Source organism: Hanamia caeni (assembly GCF_003721595.1).
In the GTDB taxonomy this organism is placed as follows: domain Bacteria; phylum Bacteroidota; class Bacteroidia; order Chitinophagales; family Chitinophagaceae; genus Ginsengibacter; species Ginsengibacter caeni.
Genome location: NZ_RJJR01000002.1, coordinates 212,848 through 234,768 on the forward strand (window position 1 = coordinate 212,848; position 21,921 = coordinate 234,768).

Below are 21,921 nucleotides of genomic sequence, written 5' to 3' on the forward strand. Positions count from 1 at the left end.
AGAATAATAAATAAGCAGTATTTTTATTTTCCGCCGGATTGCATTGCTAAAATTTCTTCAATCATTTTCCTGTCATTGCTGAGACGGGGCACTTTATGCTGGCCTCCCAGTTTTTGTTTACTTTTCAGCCATTTATCAAAGGTGTTTTTTTCCAAAGAATGAACAACAGGCAGGCGCAAGGCTATATTTTTGTAGCGCTTCGCTTCATAGTCGCTGTTAAGCGATTTTAAAGCTTCGTCCAATTCAATCGTAAAGCGATTCAAATCCGCCGGCTGGTTTTCGAATTCAATTAGCCATTCGTGCGCTCCGTTATTTTGCTCAGTAAAAAACACCGGCGCCGCTGAATAATCTTTCACCAGTGAATTTGTTTTTGCAGAAGCTGCCGCAATCGCATTATCAGCATTTTCAACAATTACCTCTTCTCCAAAAGCATTCATAAAATGCTTCAGTCTTCCCGACACTTTTATTTTAAATGGTTTGAGGCTGGTAAATTGGATTGTATCGCCAATGAGGTATCGCCACAGGCCTCCATTTGTGGTAATGACTGGGGCATAATTTTTATGTAACTCTACTCTTTTCAATCCAATGGTACTTGCGCCCGGTTTTCCATATTCATCCACGGGCAGAAATTCATAAAAAATTCCATGGTCTGTATAAAGCAGCAATCCTTCATCATCGGGCATATTCTGAGCGGCGAAAAAACCTTCACTGGCATTGTACATTTCCAGATAATTAACAGGCCCACCGATTAATTTGTTAATCTGCTCACGGTAAGGGATAAACGAAACTCCACCATGCATGTACAACTCCAGGTTCGGCCACACTTCCTTCAGCGTTTTCTTTCCCGAAATTTCAAGTATGCGTTTTATTAAAATAATTGTCCATGTAGGAACGCCTGCTATTGAAGTTACGTTTTCATGAACGGTATTGATGGCAAGTTGTTCAATCTTACTTTCCCATTCATCCAGCAAAGCGATTTTTAGTTCGGGCGTGCGAATCCATTGTCCCCAAAAGGGTGTGTTCTGCATAAGCACTGCGCTTAGATCGCCATACTGAATGTCTTCAAATAGATTGGAAACCTGGTGGCTGCCGCCCACTACGAGGCTTTTGCCCGTGAGTAAATCGCTGTCAGGGAAATTTTTATAATAATTGGTAAGCACATCTTTTGACCCTTTGAAGTGAGTATCTTTTAAACTTTCATCACTGATAGGAATAAATTTACTTTTATCTGAAGTGGTGCCACTGCTTTTTGCAAACCAGTTAATCGGCGTATTCCAAAGAATATTTTGTTCTCCTGCCATCATCCTGCTGATGTAGGGCTTGAGGTCGTTGTATTCATGAATAGGAATTGTGTTTTTAAAATCCTTAATTGTAAACAATCTTGAAAAATTATATTTTCTTCCTATCTCCGTGTATTGGGCTTGTGTTACCAAATGTTGTAATACGTTGCGCTGAGCTGATATAGGATGTGCAATCCAATTTTCCACACCCCGAAGGCGCATCCTGGCCAATTGCGATATGACAGGACTAAGGATTTTCAATTGATGGGCTTATTGGTTAATTCGTTAATTCGTTTGTTGGTTAATTCGTTAATTCGTTTGTTGGTTAATTCGTTTATTAGTTCATGGTTTATTGGTTGAGTATGTAATTTAATATAATAATCAATAATCAGTAATCAATCATCAACCACAAACTACCAACTACCAACCACTAATCACTCATTTAAACACATCTGAATGTAAATAATCTTTTCTTTTTAGCTCAAAATTTCTTCCGAGGTAAAGTTTGCGTACCTGTTCATTCTTTGCCAATTCCTCTGCGGTTCCTTCCACAAAAATTTTGCCTTCAATCAGAAGATAGGCCCTGTCGCAGATAGAGAGCGTTTCATTTACATTGTGATCGGTAATTAGTATACCAATATTTTTATAGCGGAGCCTGGTTACGATTGATTGAATATCTTCTACGGCAATAGGATCTATGCCCGCAAAAGGTTCATCCAGCAAAATAAATTTGGGATCCACCGCAAGCGCGCGGGCAATTTCCGTGCGTCGCCTTTCTCCACCGCTCAATACATCCCCGTTGCTCTTACGGACATGGTCCAGATTAAATTCCGAAAGAAGTGTTTCCAGTTTTTCCTTTTGTTCGTGTTTTGAAAGCCTGGTCATTTCAAGCACAGCAGCAATATTGTCTTCCACAGTTAGTTTTCTGAAAACGCTTGATTCCTGGGGCAAATAACCCAGGCCCAGCTTGGCTCTTTTGAACATGGGAAGTTTGGTAATATCCAGGTCATTTAAAAAAACATTTCCTTCATCTGACTTTACCAATCCCACCACCTGGTAAAATGAAGTGGTTTTACCTGCACCATTAGGGCCAAGCAAACCTACAATTTCTCCCTGGCTCACGTGGAACGAAACTTTGTTATTTACCGTACGTTTACCGTATCTTTTAGTAAGGTCCTTTGCAAAAATTGTCTGGTTCAAAAATTTCTTATTTAAAAAGGCGTGACAAAAATTAAGAAAGATTATATCCTTTAGTCAAAAGATCCGTTAGAATCCTTAAAACTCTATTAAACAACCTGATCATTTTAAGCGACAATGGTTGTTTGTAATTAAGCACTTTACTTATAGTTCCTTTATCTCCGTATTCTCTCGCAATATCAGCTGGCTTTATCCAAACTCTTCCATTCTTATTGTAATGATTTCTACAGGATCAATGTCAGAAATGGGCACCTGGTTTCCTGATATTTATTCATAAGCAATGCTAAAAGCATTTTTTCTTTATGTTCTGAAGTTCCTCTGGCTGATTCTCTAATAGCTCATACCGTGCCGCTGCCTTTGCATATGCGGCTTCATTTTCAATTAAAAACCATTGTTGTAAGGCCATATTATTTTTCATAATGACCTTTTAAAGAATAAACTTTTAATACGCCATCCAGAATCTGATAAACTATTCGGTCTTCCTCCGTTATGCGTCTTGACCATTTACCAGATAACTCAAATTTTAAGGGTTCAGGTTTACCAATGCCTTCAAAAGGACTTCTCTGAATGTCTTCAATTAATTTTCGAATGCGTTTGAGTACAGATAAATTTCCAGATTTTTTCCATGCCTTTAAATCGTTTGAAGCCTTTCCAAGGAAAACTATTTCCATATGTCGTCCAGTTTGACTTTTTTACCTTTCCCTTTTTTAAAATCTTTATCGGCTTGACGTACCATTTCCACAAATTCAGGCTTATATGGGCTTCCTTGTTTGATTTCAAATGGAACTTTTAAAGCTTTTGCCATTTGTTCAAAAACTTTTATTTGTTCTTTGGATTCTGTATGTATTAAAATTGTCTCCATTTTTTTAAGGTAAATCTAAGAATAAAATCCCTCAATGCGCTTCCAGCCAATTTTCTCCAACACCTAATTCTGCTTCTACCGGCACTTCATTAGGCAGCTTCAATGCATTTTTCATAGAGTCTAAAATGATGGGTTTTATGTCCTCCACTTCCGATCTGAGCGCATCAAATACCAATTCATCATGTACCTGCAAAATCATCTTCGATTTAAAATTATATTTTTGAAACTTACGATGAATATCAATCATGGCAAGCTTTATCATATCCGCCGCAGTTCCTTGTATGGGAGAATTGATGGCATTTCTTTCTGCATAGCCACGCACCGTCCAGTTTCCGGAATTAATATCTTTTAGCCACCGTTTTCTTCCCATTAACGTTTGCACATAACCGTTAGTCTTACAAAAAAGTTTCATTTCGTCCATATACTTTTGAATATGGGCAAATTCTTTTTTATAAGCCTCTATGATTTCTTTGGCTTCGGTTCGGCTCACGTTTATATTTTCAGCCAGGCCAAAAGCACTTTGTCCGTAGATGATTCCAAAATTTACGCTTTTGGCTTTGTAACGCATTTCTTTAGTCACATCATTTTCATCCACATTAAAAACTTTGGCGGCTGTGGCTGTATGGATATCCTTTTCCTGCCTGAAAGCTTCAGACATAGCCGGGTCGCCGCTTATGGCAGCCACAATGCGTAGTTCTATCTGCGAATAATCCGCAGATATAATAACATAATCGCTATTCCTCGGAATAAATGCCTTTCTTATTTCGCGGCCTCTCTCTGTGCGGATAGGAATGTTTTGCAAATTGGGATTATTGCTGCTGAGCCTTCCTGTTACAGCGATTGCCTGTCCATAACAGGTATGCACCCGCGACGTTTTCCTGTTGATTAACTGAGGCAGGGCATCAACGTAAGTTGATTTCAGTTTCGTCAGTTCCCTGAAATTCAACACATCTTCAACTATTGGATTTTCCTTGGCAAGCTTTAATAATACATCTTCGCCGGTAGCATGCTGGCCCCCCTTGGTTTTTTTTGTTTTTGAATCAATCCGCATTTTTTCAAACAATACTTCTCCCAGTTGCTTTGGAGAGGCAAGGTTGAATCTTATGCCAGCTTGTTCATACACACTTTCCTCTGATTTTTTCGCATCGGTTTCCAACTCCTTTGAATAAAGTTTCAGAAAATCAGTATCCACGTTCACACCTTCATATTCCATATCCAGCAGCACGTTTATCAAAGGCGACTCTACTTCTTCAAAGACCCTTTCAACCTCTTTTGTCTTCAGCATTGGTGCAAAAACGTTTTTTAATTGCAAGGTGATATCAGCATCTTCCACTGCATATTCCTTAGCCTCTTCAATCGCTACATCCCGCATATTTCCTTGTCCTTTTCCCTTTTTGCCGATTAGCTCAGTTATCGAAATGGGAACATAATCCAGGTATTGGGCGCTGAGCAAATCCATATTTCTTCTGCCTTCACTTTCTATCACATAGTGGGCAAGCATGGTATCAAATAATTTTCCTTTTACATGAATGCCGTACCATTTCAAAACCACTAAATCATACTTAATATTTTGACCCACCCATATTTTCGATTCGTCAGCAAACAGTTCAGAAAACAGGCTTACAATTTCCAGGGTTTTTTGCTGGTCGGGCGGGCAGGGTATATAATAACCTTCTCCTTTTTTGAATGAAAAGCTTAGCCCCACCAGTTCTGCTTCATTAGGATCAATGTGTGTAGTTTCAGTATCGAAAGAAATTTCTTTTTGAGCAGATAACTTTTCTATCAATGATTGAATGTCTTCTTTACTTTCAACCAGTATATAATTGTGTGGTGTGTTTTTGATATTTTTTCCCGCAGCAAGTCCGGTCTTTTCTTCGATTTCCTGTTTTTCTTCTTCCTTCTTTGAAGGGATAGGAATGTCATTGGCGTTTCCAAATAAATCAGTTTGAACAACCGTTTTTTCTACCACAAAAACATTGTATTCTTCACCCAAAATTCTTTTACCCAATGTTTTAAATTCCAGTTCAGCAAAAATGGCTTTTAGCGCTTCAAAATCGTGAGGTTTTACTTTAAAATTCTCTTCATCAAACTTGCAGGGCACCTCTGTGATAATAGTGGCGAGTTTTTTACTTAAAATCGCCATTTCTTTTCCGGCAACAATCTTTTGTCCCAGCGCTCCTTTTATATTTTCCGCATCGGCAATTACGTTTTCGAGGCTGCCATATTGGGCAAGTAATTTGGAAGCCGTTTTTTCGCCTACGCCTGCGATACCAGGAATATTATCACTGGCATCTCCCATTAATCCTAAAATATCAATTACCTGTTTTACATTTTTTATCCCCCACTTTTCACAAACTTCTTTTTCGCCCATTATTTCTACCTTTCCGCCCTGGTAGCCGGGTTTATAAATTTTGATATTTTCAGTTACCAACTGGCCGAAATCTTTATCAGGAGTTACCATAAATACCTGGTAGCCGTCTTTTTCTGCCTCTTGGGCCAGGCCGCCAATGATATCATCTGCCTCATATCCATCGCATTCAATGCAGGGCAAATTAAATCCCTCAATTATCTTTTTAATATCCGGAATAGCTGTTAGCAAATCTTCAGGTGCTTCCTGCCTTTGGGCTTTATATGCCGCAAAATCGGAATGCCTTTCTGTGGGCGCAATGGTATCAAAAGCTACGGCAAGATGAGTTGGATTTTCTTTGCTAATCAGGTCATATAAAGTATTGGTAAAGCCAAACTGGGCATTGGTATTTTTCCCTTTAGTAGTAATGATTGGATTTCTGATTAAAGCATAATACGCACGGTAAATAAGCGCCATCGCATCAAGAAGAAACAACTTTTTTTCCATCGGGTAAATTTACGAAATAGTAAGAATGGAAAATAAAGTTGAAGATTATATAGGAAATGTTTTGCTTTTTTTGCAAAACAAAAACGCGAAGTATTTGTTTATTTACTGCCAATCAGAATCTAGAATCAAGATAATAGGGAAGCATGTCGCGCCATGTGGGCCAATCGTGCCGCATATCATTCCCCCAGATATCCAGTTCATAATTTATTCCTTTGTCGTATAATACTTTGGCAAACCTGCCCGCAGCGCCGGGATCCTCAAATTCGCCGCTTCCTGATAAAATATGGATGTGATTACTTTTGCGGATATTATCCAAATACCAGCTATCCGTAAGGTTAGGCATATAATTCATCGGCGAATTGAAATACACCTGCTCGTCATCATAACCTTTTGTGTATTCGTGTAAATCATAAACACCGCTCATGGCAATTACGCCATGGATTAAATCTGGCCTTTTCAAAAATAAATTCATACTGTGAAGCGCGCCAAAGCTTGCGCCAAAGGTGATTATGGGTGTTTCCGCCGAAGTGCTGTTTTTGATAAAAGGAATTACTTCATTGAAAACATAGTGATTGAATTCATTATGGCGAATGGCTTTATGCGCGCCCCACATCGTAGGATGCATCCAGCTTTCATTGTTCATGCTATTGATAGAAAACACTTTTACTTTCCCTGATTCGATGAACGGCGCAATAGAATCTATCATTTGAAACCGTTCATATTCCAGGTAATCAGCCGCAGCCGTAGGGATTAACAAAAGCGCAAAACCATAATCACCATAAGTAGCGATGGGCATTTCCCTGTTTACGGAAGGGCTGTACCATGAAGTGAGCTCTCTTTTCATTAAATGGTTTTATTTTATTTGTTTTTTCTAATTGCAGAATTCTATTGGTTTGGGATTTTTTCCAACTGTTCTTGCTTTATTTAATTAAAATGAAATTAAGAAATATAAAAAAATGCCATGCCAGTTTTTTAGCAGTAACTGAAATGTACCGGGCCTCATCGGGGCTGCTACTGATTTAGTACTCTACCTTTTGTGTAAAATTTTCTGTTGGCGGGGGAGTATATTTAAAAAGCTCGTCCGGGCTTTTGGAAGAAAAAAGTTTTACCTCTTTTATAAAGTGTGACTGGTCATAATAACCATTTTCATATACAATATCTGTCCAGTTCTTGTCCGGATGCAGCATTTTGTTTTCAAGTGCATTGTAAAACCTGGTTATGCGTGCATACAATTTGGGAGATATGCCTACTTCATCTATAAACCTTCTTTCAAAATTGCGCCTGCTCATGCAGCCATAAAGCGCAAGCGCATCCACGGATATAACACCTTTATTATGGAGAATAATATCGGAAATACCGGCAATAATATCTGTGTAAACTTTGTGCTTTTGACTCAAAAGCATTTTGATGAGATACGAATTCATGCACCTGGCCATTTCAAATATATTTGCAGAGAATTGAAGTTGTTCAGTAAGTAAGAGGTTATCTTCATCTCCCAAAATATCACCAAGCGGGAAAATGGCATTTATTAATATTTTTTGAGGAATGCCCAAAATTGCAAATATGCCGTTGGATTTAAACTGTACACAGAATATAACATAATCTCCTTTATAATAAACGCAGCCTTGCGGTTCCGTAAAAAGGGTACAAAGCGAGTTAGACGCTCTGCGCTGAAAATTTCCGGAATTATCTCTCAATTCTCCAAATTTATCCTTCAGAAAAAAGGTCATGTAATATTCATGAACTGCATGCATGGGTTGTGGCATTACCAATGCTCCGGTATTAAATTGTCTTAAAGAATAAGAGCTTATAAAAGGTTGTAATATAGCCGCAGGCTTTATCTGAAAAGTTGAAACCATTTGAAAATATTAAATTCTGGTGGCTATTTCAAAGTGGTATCATCAGGGGATTTGAAAATCGATATAAATATATATGTAATTTATTAATAATGTCGTTTTTATTTCATCTGATTTTTATTTCAAGCAAACTCGGGGGCCTGAAAAAATAATTATTGTCAGAAAATTGTCGCCTTTTTACAATCACAAAGAAATGATCCATTTTAATTTTACTATTCTTAACAAGACAAAACGGTTCCTCCTTTAATTATTCAATAGCCTCATAAATTTTAAGCATTATGAAATTTGTAACGGCGATTGTTATGTTATTTGTGTTTAGTTTAAATCTTGCTGCACAGACAGATATTCCTCCTAAATTAAGAATCGTTGCCGGCATTTCAGGGCCCGAACTTATACATGCAGGAATAACCTATAGGATTGCCAACGTCAGCCAGTTGGGATTGAATGCAGGAGCGGCTTCAACATTGGGAATGATCTGGACTGCGATAAGCCTGGAACACCGGCTGTATTTAGGAAAAAATGATGCAAGAATAAATCAGAAAACATGGTTCTTCCGGCAGGGAAGTACGTTCTTTCCTGCTGCAGAATCTCCTCAGCGATTCACGTTGAATTTAACTGTGGGAAAAGACATTCCGTTTAGAAATATTAAAAACGGTATTACCATTGACGCAGGTGTATTTTATTTACCGGAAAGTGAAACTTCATCCATTATTCTTTTGAAGTCACTGAATCTTTGGCCTGCGCTTCGGTTTGAATTTTATTTTTAAGGATTACAAATGTTAATAGAAATAACAAAAAATTAAAGATCTCAACCATTAGTTTATTATAAAGCTAAAATAGTAAGCCATGAAAAAGATATTATCAATCTTATTGTTGATTTTTTTTAGTAATATTTTTAAAGTTAACGCACAAATTGATAAGCCTGATTCACCTATAAGTGCGCAACACAAAATGGGCCACCTTTTACTTAAAACATCACATAACCAAAAAACAGCGGCATGGATACTACTGGGTGCAGGCGCAGGAGTTGCCATTGCAGGCGCTATCATTGGAACAAATGCTGTTAAAAATGCTGACCCTGATGAGCCATTTGATATTTTTCCACGGGGCAGCCTGACTGGTGGAGGAATGGTCCTGGGAGGAGCAGCGGCGATGGTTACAAGCGTTCCTTTTTTCATCGCATCAGGCAAAAATAAAAAGAAAGCGAAGCTTTTTGTTCAGAATGATTGGCAAACCTTTTTACGTCGGTTGAAAAAAGGAAATGCTTATTCTGTAGGCATTAGTTTGAAACTATAATGAATAATTTATAAAAACGCGCAGTCTGCCGGCATTTCTATTTTAAGGTTCGTCAGCTTTTACGGGCAGGCTTAAAAGAGGCAGGCACTTAATAAGCCTGGCAAAATTGCAGGTGGGCGGCCACGGAATTGGTTTATCATACGAGCCTAAGATTTACAGGAATTCTTTTAAGCTAACCTTCTCAATGCACTCATCAAAACTGTTTAAACATTCACTAATAATTTAAAAAGGAGGTTACAAATGAAACATTTACTTCGGTTCGGGCGGCCTGAATTTTTATCTAAAAATGTGGTCGGTTTAATTGTGTTTGCGTTCACAATTGCAACAGTATTTACCAGTTGTAAAAAAAATTCCTCATCTCTATGTAATGATGGTATCAATGGAAAAAATAAAAACGCAGGCATCGTGGTTCATCGCGGAGGCTCCATACAGGCAGCAGTTGACGCTGCAGCGCCAGGCGATATTATTAATATTGAAGCTGGTATTTATAAAGAAGCCGTCCTGGTAAATAAGCCGGCAATTCAGTTAATTGGATTGATATGCGATCCGTCGGAAAAAGTAATTATTCAAAATCCGGGAGATGAAGAAAACGGAATTACTGTTCGCGACAATGGAGACGGATTTGTTTTGAAAAATGTTACAATTGAAAATTTTGAAGAAAATGGTGTGTTCATGATTCGGGCTGATAATTTTTTATTATCACATGTAGAAACGGTTGACAATGGTGAATATGGCTTGTTCCCATTATTTTGTAATAATGGAATCATAGAGTATTGCTCAGCTACAGGCCACGATGATACAGGAATTTATGTGGGACAATCCAGCAATTTAGTACTTCAGTATAACGTTGCGTTTCGAAATGTAAATGGGTTGGAAATAGAAAATTGTACCAACGTGGCAGCTATAAAAAATCATTCCTATGATAATGTATCAGGAATTCTGGTTGTTTTATTACCAGGACTTACAGTTAAAACCTCTTCAGACATTTCTATAACCGAAAATATAATTGAAGGTAATAATCATGTCAATTTTGCTGATCCTGAAGGAGGTTTTGAAGCTTTGGTACCGAGTGGCTCGGGAATCCTGGTAGTAGGAGTTGACCGTGTAGAAATAAAAAACAATAAGGTCAGCAATAATAATTTTACTGGTATTGCTACTGTAAGTACAGTTATTTTAGGTGGATTGGGAGGCATTCCACCGGAAGCTTTCGCGGATATTGAACCCAATCCGGACGGTACAAAAGTTACCAACAATATTTTGGCCCAAAACGGTAGTGCACCGCCAGCGGGGCTTCCGTTACCAGGAGTAGATCTCTTATGGGATGGCTCTGGCACGAATAATTGCTGGAAAAATAATACCTATACCACATCGTACCCTTCTTCTTTACCGACTTGCGATTGATCAAATTGGTTTTATCAGAAAATCGAATATAGCAAAGGGTATTTTCGCAAAGCTGGTTATTATAAAAAGGCTTATTTTATTATCAGGTGCGATTTCATTTTCTCTGATTACAGGGGCACAACTTCTAAGTGGTGTGTAACATTCTCTACCGGATTCCAAATTGCAGGCCCTCTTGTTCACTTAAAAAATACATGAAGGAAAATGATTTAAGGTAACCAGTCAAAATTTCTTATTTGGGGGGAACCTCTGGTTATCCTCAAACAAGTCATGGCCGGTAGCACTATCTTTAAAAGGCAAAATAAAATTCATCCCTATTTGTTCATTTACTGTTAATATGTGAATATTTAAAAATAAATTCAAGTGTTTAAATTTTAATTAATTTCAGCAACTTTTTTAAGCGAATGGATAAACCGAATTCTTATTGTGAAGCGGTGATGATAATGGATGAAAACAATGTTCACCGAATTTATCATGATCAATTTTACGGCTTTCCGATAGAAGATGATAATGAGCTATTCGGAAGACTAATCCTCGAAATCAACCAGGCAGGATTGAGCTGGACCACTATTTTAAACAAGCAGGAAAACTTTCGCAAGGCATATAAAAACTGGAACATACAAAAGATTGCTTCTTTCAAAGAAAAAGATTTTGAAAGACTGATGAATGATGCAGGCATCATCCGTAACCGGCTTAAAATAAATGCAGCTATTGAAAATGCAAAAACCGTTTTGCAATTGCAAAAAGAATATGGTTCTTTCAAAAAATGGATTGAACATCATCATCCGAAGACGAAAGAAGAATGGGTAAAGATTTTTAAAAACACTTTCAGATTTACCGGTGGCGAAATTGTGAATGAATTTTTGATGAGCACCGGATATTTACAGGGCGCACATATTACAAGCTGCCCGGTTTTTAAAAAAGTATTGAAAATGAAACCCTCATTTGTACTATAACGGCCACCAGTAAACGAAGTTTTAGTAAAGATTTTTATTTTAAATTATTTATAATAAATCAAATGAATTTCTTAAGAAATCACTGGTACGATCTCGGGGGGATTTTTATCCCTGATCGTTTTAATTTTCATTTGGATTAATTTTAAAACTTTTACCGGCTACGAGCTACTGATGTATCTGAATTGGTTTCCTTATTTTTTCATCAACTGGAAGAATACCGAGTGTCCGGCACTTTCCCTGGAATGATGAACAAAGTGATGTTTAAAAGTGACATGTGTCCGACCGTTATCCTTTAAATACCAATAATGCTTTAATTGTAAACATAGTAGTTGGCTGGTTGTTTTATTTCATGGCTGCCTTGTTTGGCGAAAAAACAATCTGGCTGGGCATTGCAGTAATTATGGTTTCGTTAGGAAATTTCATTGTTCACACTTTTGTTTTTAATATAAAAGTAAAGACATTTTATAATGCAGGAATGATAACGATTTGGATTTTTTTAGCTCCGTGCGTTTGCTTTTTCTTTTATGTCGTTTATTCAAAAAATTTAATTTCTATAACTGACTATCTTATCGGTATTCCAGTTGGCATAGGGTTAAATATAATAGCGGTTTTAAAAATGATTGACTGGTTCAAAGATAAAAACGCCACATATATTTTTAACCAACGCAATTTATTGCCGGCGGATAGAAGGTAACTATAGCAGTAAAAAATTAGTCCTTTGAAATTTTATAGAAATAATATTAAACTTTAATATCTTTAGTTTCAAATTAAAGAAAAATGAAAAAATTCCTTTTCTCCCTCACAGCTCTTTTATTATTTTTTGCTTCCAATGCCCAAACTGCAGATGATATTATCGCGAAGCACATAGAGGCTATAGGAGGCAAAGAAAAACTTTCAAATTTAAATTCTGTTTATGTAGAAAGCACTACAGAAATAATGGGTAACGAAGCTTCTTCCAAGGCCACTATTCTAAATGGGAAAGGTTCCAAAAGTGTAATGGATTTTAATGGTCAGCAAATTATACAAGTAGCCACAGATAAAAGCGGATGGAGTATCAATCCATTTGCGGGTTCCACATCGGCAACTGCAATGTCTGATGAACAATATAAATTAAGTGAAGACGCAATCTATCTTCCTGATCCTTTATTTAATTATGCAGAGCGGGGAGCTAGAGTGGAACTTCAAGGCCAGGAAAAAGTTGGAGACATAAATGCTTACAAAATAAAATATACTAATAAAGATAGCGCAGTGAGCACTTTTTATATTGATCCGTCTACCAATTATATTATACAGGAGGTGAGACCTGTTGAAATGCAAGGGCAACCAGCAAATATGACTATCAGCTATTCAGATTATAAAAAAACTGATTTTGGAATAATGATGGCCTACAGCTCCGGAATGGATATGGGCCAATTCAATTTTAAAAATACTGTGACTAAAATAGAAGAAAACAAGGCTGTAGATCCTTCTATTTTTGAGATGCCCAAGTAAAAAGCTGAATTCTTATTAAAATAATTGTTTCTAAAAATGGCGAAGATTATCTTGTCTTCGCCATTTTTTTTATGCAACAAAAACCAGTAAACCTATAAATAACAACAAATTTTATTTTGCGATTCGCTTATCTCCCTTTTTCCTTAAGCCGTTGAATCAATACTTTTCTAAAATCCCTTTCAGCATTATAAAGGTCATTTAATCTTTCGGGACCCAGAATTTTTTCAAAAGAAGGCTTATATTTTTTGCGGATATCCAAAAGCTTTTCTTCATTCTCAAGAACATCACCATCTCGTTTGGTAGCCCGCAGCTGAGTGATTTCGTTATCATACTGGTTATATACCGGCCAGAATTTTTCGGCTTCAGATGGCGTTAAATGGAGTTTCTGCGTAATGAAAGCCACTTTCAGGGCCTGGATCTTTTCGCGTCCATTTTGGGCTTTTGCAAAAGAAATGGCTGCGCACATTGCTATGACAATAAGTAAAAATTTTTTCATCGCTCGGTTATTTTAATTCTTGCTTTCTACGTTAATCTTTTGAAGATAATTACTTAAAGCATTATCATCTATCAGGTAATCATCCGGTGTGGGAAGTTCCTTCGTGTCAATATTTTTTATAAGGTCTTCGTCGTCTAAAAGGCTTGTGTTTTTTTCAAGGTACCTGGCTATTTCATCGTCAGATAAAGATTCGATGCCCTGGTTTATTTCTTTAGTTGTTTTGTAATGGGACGCTAACTGCATATAAGCCGGCATCTCTGTTGATGCGATGGAATTTGTTTTGTTATCCCCGCTTTTAAAATCAATAAACTGAAAAGAGAAAATAGTAATGATCCCTGCAATAACTGCCGCGGCTGAATATTTCCACCATTTTCTGGCAGAATTCAGAACCACTACTTTGCCATTTTCGTTTTTAATCCTGCCCAAAATTCTATCACTCAGGCTATCAAAATAGCCGTCAGGTAGGTCAAAAACGTGCTCCTCTTTCAGGTAATGCAATGCGGGTGAAATCGCTTTAATCTCTGCTTCAGCGCTTTCTTCCTCTTCCTTTATTTTTGAAAGAATTCTACTGCTTAAAGAATCAAAATAGCCATCGGGCACTTTCTGAAAAGGCTCTTTTTTTTCCTGTTGAAGAAAAACCGTCGTAGCTATTTTTTCTTCCAGCCCGTCGAAATATCCTTCCGGAACTGCAAAAACATTTACCTTCTCTATTTGGGAAAGAGTGGGGCTTATGTTCATTAATTCAACTGATATTTCTTCTGATTTTTTCATTTCCGTTCTTCAGACTATTTTTTATTTACTTAGTTTAATTATTTAAAATATAATTTTCAATTTTTTTTGCAGCATGGTGATAGCTTGCTTTCAAGGCTCCTTCGCTGGTTTCCAACACATGGCTCATCTCTTCATAAGGCATTTCATCATAATATCTTAAATTAAATACAAGACGTTGTTTTTCAGGAAGCGATTGTATCGCCAACTGCAGTTTCCATTCCAGCTTATTGGCATCAAAATGATTGTCACTTTTGAGCTTATTGCTTAAGCCATTATCATCATCGCTGATAGAAATGGAATTTCTCTTTTTTTCCTTCGCTAAAAAAGTAAGCGATTCATTAGTGGCTATTCTATACAACCAGGTATAAAGCTGGCTATCTTCCCGGAAATTATCAAGACCTTTCCATACTTTGATAAACATATTCTGAAGCACATCATCAGCGTCATCATGGCTGATTACCATCCTTCTGATATGCCAATACAATTTCTCCTGGTATTTTTTAATAATACCTGTAAAGGCCTGTTCTTTGGTCGCTGGTTCTTTAAAAAGCGCCAAAAGTTCCTGGTCATTTTGGACTTGGGTCATAAATGTTTACGTCTGCAACAAAAATAAACAAACTGTTTGTAAGACTTCTATTAGAATGAAATGTTTAAGCTCAGCGGTTTTTTAGCTCATTGTTTGCAATTGCGCTGAAAATATAAATTGCTCACCCTTAAAAATTTCCTGCAAGGCATCAAGATAATTTTTAATCACTATTTCTTTGTCAAATTCTTTTATCATTTTTTGCCGGCCTTTTTTGCCCATTTCAATTCGCTCTTCGGGACTCAGCAAAATCATCCTTTCCATCTTAAGCGCCAAATCGTGGCTATCTTTTACATTGCATAAGAAACCAGTTATCTTATCATCAACTGTTTCCTTGCATCCTGTAGTATTTGTAGTGACGATGGGCTTTTCCATACTTGCCGCTTCAAGTAAAATATTTGAAGTGCCTTCGCGGTAGGACGGCAGAACAATACAATCCGCCTTTCCTATATATTTTCGTATGTCTTTTTTCTCGCCTTCATATTCAATAACTCCTTCCATTATCCAACCCTGTAAGTCAGATTTGGAGATAGTGTTTGATTTTAAATTCTGGTGCCAAAAAGGGCCAATAACATGAAACGAAACTTGAGGATATTTTTTTTTGATAGTGCGGGCAGCTTCTACAAATTCAAAAATGCCTTTGTCCTTAATGAGCCTGCCGATGAAAAGAAAAACAAAGCCTGAATGTGCTCCCACTGCATTTTCCACGGGACTAAATTTGTTATAATCTACGCCGGAACCAGGGATTCTTTTAGCGATTTCTTTTTTTACGAATTTATTTTTGATAAAAAGGTCCATATCATCAAAATTCTGGAAAAAGACTTTTTGGGTTTTTAATAAGGCAAATCCGTAAAGCGAACGGGCTATGCGGTAAGCAGGATTTTTACTCGTAAACAAAGGCCCAACACCGGTAATATTTGTAATAGTCGGAATCTTGAGGTACCGCGTGATAAAGTTGCCAAAAATGGCTGGCCTGATACTGAATGTAAGGCAAACATCAGGTTTTATTTTTTTCAACGCCAGGAAAAGGTTCAGGCTATAACGAAAAATTTTAAAGGGATTCAGATTTCCCGAACCAATATTTATCACTTTTAATCCTGTTTTTTCCACATGGGAAACAAAGCTATTTGTATGGGTTAATACCGTTACCTCATGGCCCTGCTGCAACAGCGTTTTCATCAGGCTATCCCTCATCGTGTAAGTAGAAAAAAGACTATTCTCAATAACAGCAATTTTTTTATTCTGGTAATCACGATTCATGGTAAACTTTTTTGGACCAAACCTCCATTGAAAAAAGAGTCCATAATATTTTTGCTCTTTTTTCATCAGCGATTCTAATTTTTTTCTCCAGAAGATCAGTAACAAAATTACCCTTAACAAAGTTGTTATAAAAATTATTCTTTCCGGCAAGATAATCGAACACGATTTCTTTTAGCTCATTATCGACCCACTTTTTTAAGGGAATCTCAAAGCCACGTTTGGGCTGATTTATCAATTGCTCCGGAAGGTATTTACCTGCCAGTTGCCTGAGCATATATTTGGTAGTTTTTCCATTTATTTTAAAGCGATCATTAATGGTGGGAATATATTCCAATAATTCCCTGCAGAGGAAAGGACTTCTTCCTTCCTGCGAATTGGACATGGTAGCAATGTCCATTTTTACTAAAAAATCATCCGGCAAAACGGTGTCAAAATCAAGGTTCATAATTTTTCTAAGGCCGGATAACCTGGTTTGTAAAATTTTTTCAAAATCATTTTTCAACGGCTGAAGATAGCTCTCATCCACGTTTTTAAGCTGATGCTGAAAACCTTCAAAAATATCTGAGCCCGCAGAAAAGTATATTTCCAAATCGGAACTTGAGGCTAATGAAGCCAGCCTGTATAAATAATTATAAACTGATTTTTTATTATGGGCCAAAGGCATTATTTTTCTTAAAAGCGACGCGGAGGTTTTGACCAATCGATTACTTTTAAAAAAATCATATTTACTGAAAGGCACATAGCGCCTATAGCCGCCAAACAATTCGTCAGCGCCATCGCCATTTAAAATTACCGTTACATATTTTTTCGCTTCCCGGCTCACATAATAGCTTGGAATTATTGAGCTATCATAAAAAGGCTCGCCATAATTAGATAAAATTTTTTCAATATCATTTTTTAAGTTGTCGAATGACAATTTAATTTCTGTATGTTTTGTGTAATATTTTTTGGCCACCAAAGCAGCAAGAGGCGCTTCATCATATTCTCCCTCGAAAGAAATGGTGAAAGTTTTTAAGTTGGGCTGGTATTGCTTTGCGATAGCAACCACCAGGCCGCTGTCTATCCCGCCACTTAAAAAACTGCCTACTTCAAGGTCGCTTGATTCCAATCGTCTTTTTATGGCTACGTGAAGCATCTGATCGGTCTTTTCAATGCATTCGTCAATAGTATCCGTGGAAGTGGTTTGATAAAATTTATTAATATTCCACCACCGTGTTTCTTTTATTGAAAGTGTTTTACAATCCACTATTAAAAAGCTGCCTGCTCTTAGCTCCGTTACATTTTTGTAAGGTGTATGCCGTCCGTAAAAACTTCCAAGCCTGAGGTATTGATAAAAATGAGAAGGCTCTATTTCAAGCCGCGTCATTGTTTTCAGACAATTCAACTCGCTGGCAAAAGCAAATTTTTTATGATCAAAGAAATAATAGAAAGGTTTTTTGCCGGCGCGGTCACGGGCAATGAAAAGCTGATTTTTTATTTTATCGTAAATCACAAACGCAAACATTCCGTCAATGGAATCTAAAAAGCCTGTTCCAAAGCGTTCATACAAAAGAAGAAGTGTTTCGGTATCGGAAGCGGTTTTTGGGTTGAGATTAAATTTTGCTCTTAATTCCTGGTGGTTATAAATTTCTCCGTTGAAAATAATCGTATACTTTTCGCCCAGGTGCATGGGCTGTTTGCCACATGAAATATCAAGTATGGAAAGCCGTAAATGAAACAGATCAATGTTCTTATCGCGGTAACTGTTTTGCTCATCAGGCCCTCTATGGCCCATAGTTCTGATTGCTTCCGGATAAGAAAACGAAATATTAATAGCTCCGGCAATTCCACACATTTTAAGAGAATTGGTTTGTGTAGCAAAATAATTTTAAATATTGATATTAATTCCTGTATGGCAACAAATAAATTTCCACGCGAAAAAAACTGGTTTTTTTGTGGGTTTACTATCGACTTGCTTGCTTATGCCACCGAAGGTTGCAGTAAACCTGCATGTGACTGTTTTTCTTTTGTTGATTGTTTAATGGCGGCTCTTTCTTTTACCTTTTCAAAAATCAAAAACAAAGAAATTGAAAAAAATGGAAGGCACGGAATTTTATAACGAACCAGGGTTCCGAAATTCAATGTGCTGGCGCCCACAAATAGTCCAAAAATCACAGAGAAAAGAAAACAATACATCAGAAGCGGATCTTTAAAGATCCATTTGATAAACCTGAGCAGGCCGGCTTTTAAAAGGATATACAAGGTGAAAAACATAAGCAAAAGGCTTTCCAGTGCGGCCATTAGCTGCGAAATTTTATGTGCTTCCCAAATAAAGGGCCGGAAGAAAGTAGTGCTTACTGCAACGGGAGCAATTTTTATCAAACCTCTGAATGACCCGTCAAATTCAGAGCCTAAACTAAAGTTGGAAGCCGCATCTTCGCGGCCCGTCCGGCTTTCAATTACTCTATTTAGATTAGAAATGCTGGAGGTTAAATCTTCTACCGCGTAAGCGCCAAGATCATCATTGTAGGCAGTAAGCGTTTGCGTAAATGCATACATGCTGAGCCCGATTAAGAGTGGAGCTACAAGGTACCGGAACAGCTTGAATTTAATGTGCTGAAGATTTTTAAGAATAATAAACAAAATGAAAAAAGGAACATAGGCCAACAAAATGTATACTTTGATAATGGTGAGAAAATAAGCTGAAATAAAAATGATGAGTACGTTCTTAAACACGGATTTCTTTTTATAAAGCAAATTATAAAGGCCATAAGTAAGCCACCCCAGAGCCGCGATGCACAGAGAATCTTTTAATAAACCAGCGCTCCAAAACGCCAGCGTAGGAAAATATAAAATTGAAATAGCAAATTGTTTGTGCAGCCTTGGAAGCTGTTCATAGAAGAATAAATACAATTTCCACAATCCTGAAAAGGCGAGCGCTGCAAAAAATAAACTGATTACGGCAAAACTTCCAAAACAAAAAAATGAGAAAATGGTATCGAGCCGGATAATCATATAATTTGATTCATCCCTGAAATATCCTTTGTTGAAGGGATTATTTACCAGTGACAAATCAAATTCTTTTCCCGGTTTAAAAATGTATTTGAAGTTAGAAGGGTCTTTCAGAATAAGATGGTAAAGATTATTCCCTTCGCAATGAAACAAAACAGTAGTGTCGCCTAATGTTAGGTAGGAATAATAAAGAATGAATAAAATGCTCGCAATTATTTTAATCCAGAATCCCTGTCTATGATATTTTTGTAATAACGGATCGGCGTATTTTTTTCTTTTAGACCGAAAAAAAAGATAAAGAATAAAAATATAAACAGGAAGCAATATAAAATCGGCAAAATTCATGTAGAAGTTTTATGCTTTTTTAAATTCATGCAATCCGCTTCCTGAATGATATAAAGCAACTTTAGGTCTCCGGTAAGGCAGTTGAAAGTTGTGAAAAAAGTGATGTTTCTTTTTTTCGGATAATCTTTGTAATATCACTGCGGGTGTGGCTTCGCAATTATTACTAAACGCATCTTTTATGGGCCAAAGCATAAAATTAATCTTCCGCAGTTTATTACTTTTTTGAAAAAGAAGAATGAGCCCTGAAAAAGAAACCAGAAAAAAAATGTAGCTGAAAAAAGCAATAAGTGGTTTACCGCTATACCGGGTTTTTAAAATATGAAACCTGTTTCGCACATAATAAAATATTTTCCAGTTTGTATAAAAATCCCAATCTTTTTTATAGGAATACGCGCTTGCCGGATGATAATGGATGCTGTTTGTTTTTGTATAAAAAGGGATTTTGTATTTGGTAATGATGCGATGGTAATACTCTGTTTCATCGCCCCAAATAAAAAGCTCTTTTTTGGGCAGCCCCACTTTTTTAATAATGTCTTTATGAAGTAAAGTTCCATTGAAAGGGTGCGCATAATTGTGAATTATTTCTTCGTTTACTGTATCAAGCCCGCTACAGTTCCCGGTTTTCCATACAAAACTGTTCTTATCCTCCTTGTTAATAACGGCGCAATTTCTCAGGCACATCTTATCATCACTATTTTCCAGCAGATTTTCCAATGCATCTTCCTTCGGAAAACCATCATCATCCATAAGCCAAATCCAATCGTACTTTTTTTCAAAAGCCATACGGATTCCGGTGTTGAAGCCTCCGCCGGAACCAATGTTTTCCTGGGTAAAATATTCAATGCCCCGCTGAGCTCCAAGCCAGTTTTCAGTTGAATCGGTGCTGCCATTGTTAATCACCAGTATTTTATCAATGATGCGGGTTTGATTTTTCAGTGCATTCAGGCATTCGGCTAATAATTTTTGACGATTAAAGGTAACAACTACTGCGATCACCGTTTCCATAAGAATTTGTTTTGCGGGTTACATTAATAGCAACGCCTCTTAAAACGGTTAAAATCATGTTATTATTGCATATCACTTTCCTCAGTATTCCACATTGGGGAATATCGGAAGCGTCGAACCTGTATGATACGCGGTTATAAAAGCATCCGAAAATTCAATCGCTTCCCTGATTACTTCGTGCATATCCATGTATCGGTAGGTGGCAAGACGGCCAAGAAAAGAAACATGAGAGAGAGATTCGGCTTTGTGGCGGTATTTCTTGAGTAAGAATTTATCTTCTTTTAATCTTTTGGGATAATAAGGAATGTCGTCGGCTGTGGTTTCTTTGCTGTACTCCTTAAAGATTATGGTTTTATCGAACGTTTCCCACGGAGTAAAAAATTTATGCTCAGTTATGCGGGTATATGGAATTTCTTCATCACAAAAATTCATTTGCGCGGTTCCCTGGTAATCGCCATCGTGTACTGAAGATTCAAATGTAACGGTTCGGTAACCCAGCCTTCCCATTTCATAGTTAAAAAATCCATCTATAGGGCCTGTGTAAAAAATATGGTTATAGCCGGTTACATCGGCACCGGCCAATAATTTTTGGGAAAGATGAATATGAATGTTTGGATGTTCCAACATTTTTCCGATGAGACAAGAATAACCTTCCACGGGAATACCTGTATATAAATTTGTATGGTAGTTGTCATCATAATTAAAACGTACGGGAATTCTTTTCAGGATTGTAGCAGGAAGGTCTTTAGGATCGCACCCCCATTGCTTTTTGGTATAACCTTTAAAAAAAGCAGTGTACAATTTTTCGCCGATAAAAGCCAGCGCCTGCTCTTCAAAATTGGCAGGCTCAGTAATTGTTTTATCGGCAATGCGATTCAGAAATTCTTTAGCGCTGTGTGGAGTAAGTGTAGTTTTATAAAATTGAATTAAGGTAAACAGATTTACCGGCAACGAATAAACATTGCCATTGTACACGCCCTTCACTCTATGCACATACGGCCTGAACTCACAAAAAGTATTTACATAATCCCAGATTTTTTTATTATCTGTATTGAAAATATGTGGTCCATATCTATGAACCATGATGCCGGTTTCCTCATCGCGGGATGTGTGGCAATTCCCCGCAATATGATTTCTTTCTTCCCAGATATCAATCTGGCAATCCAGCTTTTTTGCAAGCTCATGAGCTAAGACAGCACCAGAAAATCCGGAACCGACAATAAGAAATTTTGAAGGCATACAGCGGCTTCATTATTTTTTATTATAAACGATGTTGAAGC

22 protein-coding genes are annotated in these 21,921 nt (G+C 37.1%); 6 read left to right on the plus strand and 16 right to left on the minus strand.

The window, feature by feature from the left end:
* Positions 1-23 precede the first annotated feature (23 nt).
* The 8 genes from EFY79_RS04075 to EFY79_RS04105 all read right to left on the minus strand — a co-directional run bounded on the left by EFY79_RS04075 (position 24) and on the right by EFY79_RS04105 (position 8,052).
* Positions 24-1,541 (minus strand): GH3 auxin-responsive promoter family protein, encoded by a 1,518-nt coding sequence (locus EFY79_RS04075; RefSeq protein WP_123119411.1) that lies wholly within the window; start codon positions 1,539-1,541, stop codon positions 24-26.
* A 177-nt stretch (positions 1,542-1,718) separates the two neighbouring features.
* Positions 1,719-2,480, minus strand: coding sequence for an LPS export ABC transporter ATP-binding protein (lptB, locus tag EFY79_RS04080; RefSeq protein WP_199727432.1), 762 nt, complete (start codon positions 2,478-2,480; stop codon positions 1,719-1,721).
* A 280-nt stretch (positions 2,481-2,760) separates the two neighbouring features.
* Complete coding sequence (locus EFY79_RS21860; RefSeq protein WP_262683586.1) at positions 2,761-2,895, minus strand: hypothetical protein; 135 nt, start codon at positions 2,893-2,895, stop codon at positions 2,761-2,763.
* Complete coding sequence (locus EFY79_RS04085; RefSeq protein WP_123119412.1) at positions 2,885-3,148, minus strand: Txe/YoeB family addiction module toxin; 264 nt, start codon at positions 3,146-3,148, stop codon at positions 2,885-2,887. The genes EFY79_RS21860 and EFY79_RS04085 overlap by 11 nt, the downstream gene beginning before the upstream one ends.
* Positions 3,139-3,339, minus strand: coding sequence for a DUF2683 family protein (locus EFY79_RS04090; RefSeq protein WP_123119413.1), 201 nt, complete (start codon positions 3,337-3,339; stop codon positions 3,139-3,141). Before EFY79_RS04090 ends, EFY79_RS04085 begins: the two co-directional genes overlap by 10 nt.
* Before the next feature lie 31 nt (positions 3,340-3,370).
* On the minus strand, positions 3,371-6,193 hold the full coding sequence (gene polA, locus EFY79_RS04095) for a DNA polymerase I (protein WP_123119414.1): 2,823 nt from the start codon (positions 6,191-6,193) through the stop codon (positions 3,371-3,373).
* 112 nt (positions 6,194-6,305) lie between these two features.
* On the minus strand, positions 6,306-7,037 hold the full coding sequence (locus EFY79_RS04100) for an esterase family protein (RefSeq protein ID WP_123119415.1): 732 nt from the start codon (positions 7,035-7,037) through the stop codon (positions 6,306-6,308).
* A 175-nt stretch (positions 7,038-7,212) separates the two neighbouring features.
* Positions 7,213-8,052, minus strand: coding sequence for a helix-turn-helix domain-containing protein (locus tag EFY79_RS04105; RefSeq protein WP_123119416.1), 840 nt, complete (start codon positions 8,050-8,052; stop codon positions 7,213-7,215).
* Positions 8,053-8,327: 275 nt separating this feature from the next.
* Between EFY79_RS04105 and EFY79_RS04110 the strand changes: the two genes are divergently transcribed.
* From EFY79_RS04110 to EFY79_RS04135, 6 genes are all read left to right on the plus strand, one after another.
* A complete protein-coding gene (locus tag EFY79_RS04110; protein ID WP_123119417.1) occupies positions 8,328-8,816 on the plus strand; it encodes a hypothetical protein in 489 nt (162 codons plus the stop codon).
* Positions 8,817-8,895: 79 nt separating this feature from the next.
* Positions 8,896-9,345 carry a hypothetical protein gene (locus EFY79_RS04115; RefSeq protein ID WP_123119418.1) on the plus strand — a complete coding sequence of 150 codons (450 nt, stop codon included), beginning with the start codon at positions 8,896-8,898 and terminating at the stop codon, positions 9,343-9,345.
* 240 nt (positions 9,346-9,585) lie between these two features.
* Positions 9,586-10,746 (plus strand): parallel beta-helix domain-containing protein, encoded by a 1,161-nt coding sequence (locus tag EFY79_RS04120; RefSeq protein WP_123119419.1) that lies wholly within the window; start codon positions 9,586-9,588, stop codon positions 10,744-10,746.
* A 401-nt stretch (positions 10,747-11,147) separates the two neighbouring features.
* Entirely contained in the window at positions 11,148-11,699 is a 552-nt protein-coding gene (locus EFY79_RS04125; protein WP_233577916.1) for a DNA-3-methyladenine glycosylase I, read from the plus strand.
* 274 nt (positions 11,700-11,973) lie between these two features.
* Positions 11,974-12,393 (plus strand): HXXEE domain-containing protein, encoded by a 420-nt coding sequence (locus EFY79_RS04130; RefSeq protein WP_123119420.1) that lies wholly within the window; start codon positions 11,974-11,976, stop codon positions 12,391-12,393.
* 83 nt (positions 12,394-12,476) lie between these two features.
* The gene (locus EFY79_RS04135) at positions 12,477-13,190 is read left to right on the plus strand and encodes a LolA family protein (protein WP_123119421.1); all 714 of its coding nucleotides are present in this window, start codon (positions 12,477-12,479) and stop codon (positions 13,188-13,190) included.
* 127 nt (positions 13,191-13,317) lie between these two features.
* On the opposite strand, the gene EFY79_RS04140 is transcribed toward EFY79_RS04135, so the two are convergent.
* From EFY79_RS04140 to glf, 8 genes are all read right to left on the minus strand, one after another.
* Positions 13,318-13,686: a hypothetical protein gene (locus tag EFY79_RS04140; protein ID WP_148041847.1), complete on the minus strand. Its 369-nt coding sequence runs from the start codon at positions 13,684-13,686 to the stop codon at positions 13,318-13,320.
* Between the two features lie 12 nt (positions 13,687-13,698).
* Positions 13,699-14,457, minus strand: coding sequence for a hypothetical protein (locus EFY79_RS04145; protein WP_123119423.1), 759 nt, complete (start codon positions 14,455-14,457; stop codon positions 13,699-13,701).
* A 34-nt stretch (positions 14,458-14,491) separates the two neighbouring features.
* Complete coding sequence (locus EFY79_RS04150; RefSeq protein ID WP_123119424.1) at positions 14,492-15,043, minus strand: RNA polymerase sigma factor; 552 nt, start codon at positions 15,041-15,043, stop codon at positions 14,492-14,494.
* A gap of 81 nt (positions 15,044-15,124) precedes the next feature.
* Positions 15,125-16,300, minus strand: a complete 1,176-nt coding sequence (locus EFY79_RS04155; protein WP_158605143.1) for a glycosyltransferase family 4 protein — start codon at positions 16,298-16,300, stop codon at positions 15,125-15,127.
* Positions 16,290-18,134, minus strand: a complete 1,845-nt coding sequence (gene asnB / locus EFY79_RS04160) for an asparagine synthase (glutamine-hydrolyzing) (RefSeq protein ID WP_123119426.1) — start codon at positions 18,132-18,134, stop codon at positions 16,290-16,292. The genes EFY79_RS04155 and asnB overlap by 11 nt, the downstream gene beginning before the upstream one ends.
* Positions 18,135-18,259: 125 nt before the next feature.
* A complete protein-coding gene (locus EFY79_RS04165; RefSeq protein WP_123119427.1) occupies positions 18,260-19,636 on the minus strand; it encodes a hypothetical protein in 1,377 nt (458 codons plus the stop codon).
* Between the two features lie 9 nt (positions 19,637-19,645).
* Complete coding sequence (locus tag EFY79_RS04170) at positions 19,646-20,641, minus strand: glycosyltransferase family 2 protein (RefSeq protein WP_123119428.1); 996 nt, start codon at positions 20,639-20,641, stop codon at positions 19,646-19,648.
* Between the two features lie 81 nt (positions 20,642-20,722).
* A complete protein-coding gene (gene glf, locus EFY79_RS04175) occupies positions 20,723-21,880 on the minus strand; it encodes a UDP-galactopyranose mutase (RefSeq protein ID WP_123119429.1) in 1,158 nt (385 codons plus the stop codon).
* Between the last annotated feature and the right edge of the window lie 41 nt (positions 21,881-21,921).

Coding starts and splice junctions, on each gene's coding strand:
- EFY79_RS04125 (WP_233577916.1), top strand. CDS start 11,148: ATGGATAAACCGAATTCTTATTGTGAAGCGGTGATGATAATGGATGAA.
- polA (WP_123119414.1), bottom strand. CDS start 6,193: ATGGAAAAAAAGTTGTTTCTTCTTGATGCGATGGCGCTTATTTACCGT.
- EFY79_RS04120 (WP_123119419.1), top strand. CDS start 9,586: ATGAAACATTTACTTCGGTTCGGGCGGCCTGAATTTTTATCTAAAAAT.
- EFY79_RS04170 (WP_123119428.1), bottom strand. CDS start 20,641: ATGGAAACGGTGATCGCAGTAGTTGTTACCTTTAATCGTCAAAAATTA.
- EFY79_RS04145 (WP_123119423.1), bottom strand. CDS start 14,457: ATGAAAAAATCAGAAGAAATATCAGTTGAATTAATGAACATAAGCCCC.
- EFY79_RS04090 (WP_123119413.1), bottom strand. CDS start 3,339: ATGGAGACAATTTTAATACATACAGAATCCAAAGAACAAATAAAAGTT.
- EFY79_RS04110 (WP_123119417.1), top strand. CDS start 8,328: ATGAAATTTGTAACGGCGATTGTTATGTTATTTGTGTTTAGTTTAAAT.
- glf (WP_123119429.1), bottom strand. CDS start 21,880: ATGCCTTCAAAATTTCTTATTGTCGGTTCCGGATTTTCTGGTGCTGTC.
- EFY79_RS04140 (WP_148041847.1), bottom strand. CDS start 13,686: ATGAAAAAATTTTTACTTATTGTCATAGCAATGTGCGCAGCCATTTCT.
- EFY79_RS04115 (WP_123119418.1), top strand. CDS start 8,896: ATGAAAAAGATATTATCAATCTTATTGTTGATTTTTTTTAGTAATATT.
- EFY79_RS04100 (WP_123119415.1), bottom strand. CDS start 7,037: ATGAAAAGAGAGCTCACTTCATGGTACAGCCCTTCCGTAAACAGGGAA.
- EFY79_RS04155 (WP_158605143.1), bottom strand. CDS start 16,300: ATGAATCGTGATTACCAGAATAAAAAAATTGCTGTTATTGAGAATAGT.
- EFY79_RS04105 (WP_123119416.1), bottom strand. CDS start 8,052: ATGGTTTCAACTTTTCAGATAAAGCCTGCGGCTATATTACAACCTTTT.
- EFY79_RS04150 (WP_123119424.1), bottom strand. CDS start 15,043: ATGACCCAAGTCCAAAATGACCAGGAACTTTTGGCGCTTTTTAAAGAA.
- EFY79_RS21860 (WP_262683586.1), bottom strand. CDS start 2,895: ATGAAAAATAATATGGCCTTACAACAATGGTTTTTAATTGAAAATGAA.
- asnB (WP_123119426.1), bottom strand. CDS start 18,134: ATGTGTGGAATTGCCGGAGCTATTAATATTTCGTTTTCTTATCCGGAA.
- EFY79_RS04165 (WP_123119427.1), bottom strand. CDS start 19,636: ATGAATTTTGCCGATTTTATATTGCTTCCTGTTTATATTTTTATTCTT.
- EFY79_RS04085 (WP_123119412.1), bottom strand. CDS start 3,148: ATGGAAATAGTTTTCCTTGGAAAGGCTTCAAACGATTTAAAGGCATGG.
- EFY79_RS04135 (WP_123119421.1), top strand. CDS start 12,477: ATGAAAAAATTCCTTTTCTCCCTCACAGCTCTTTTATTATTTTTTGCT.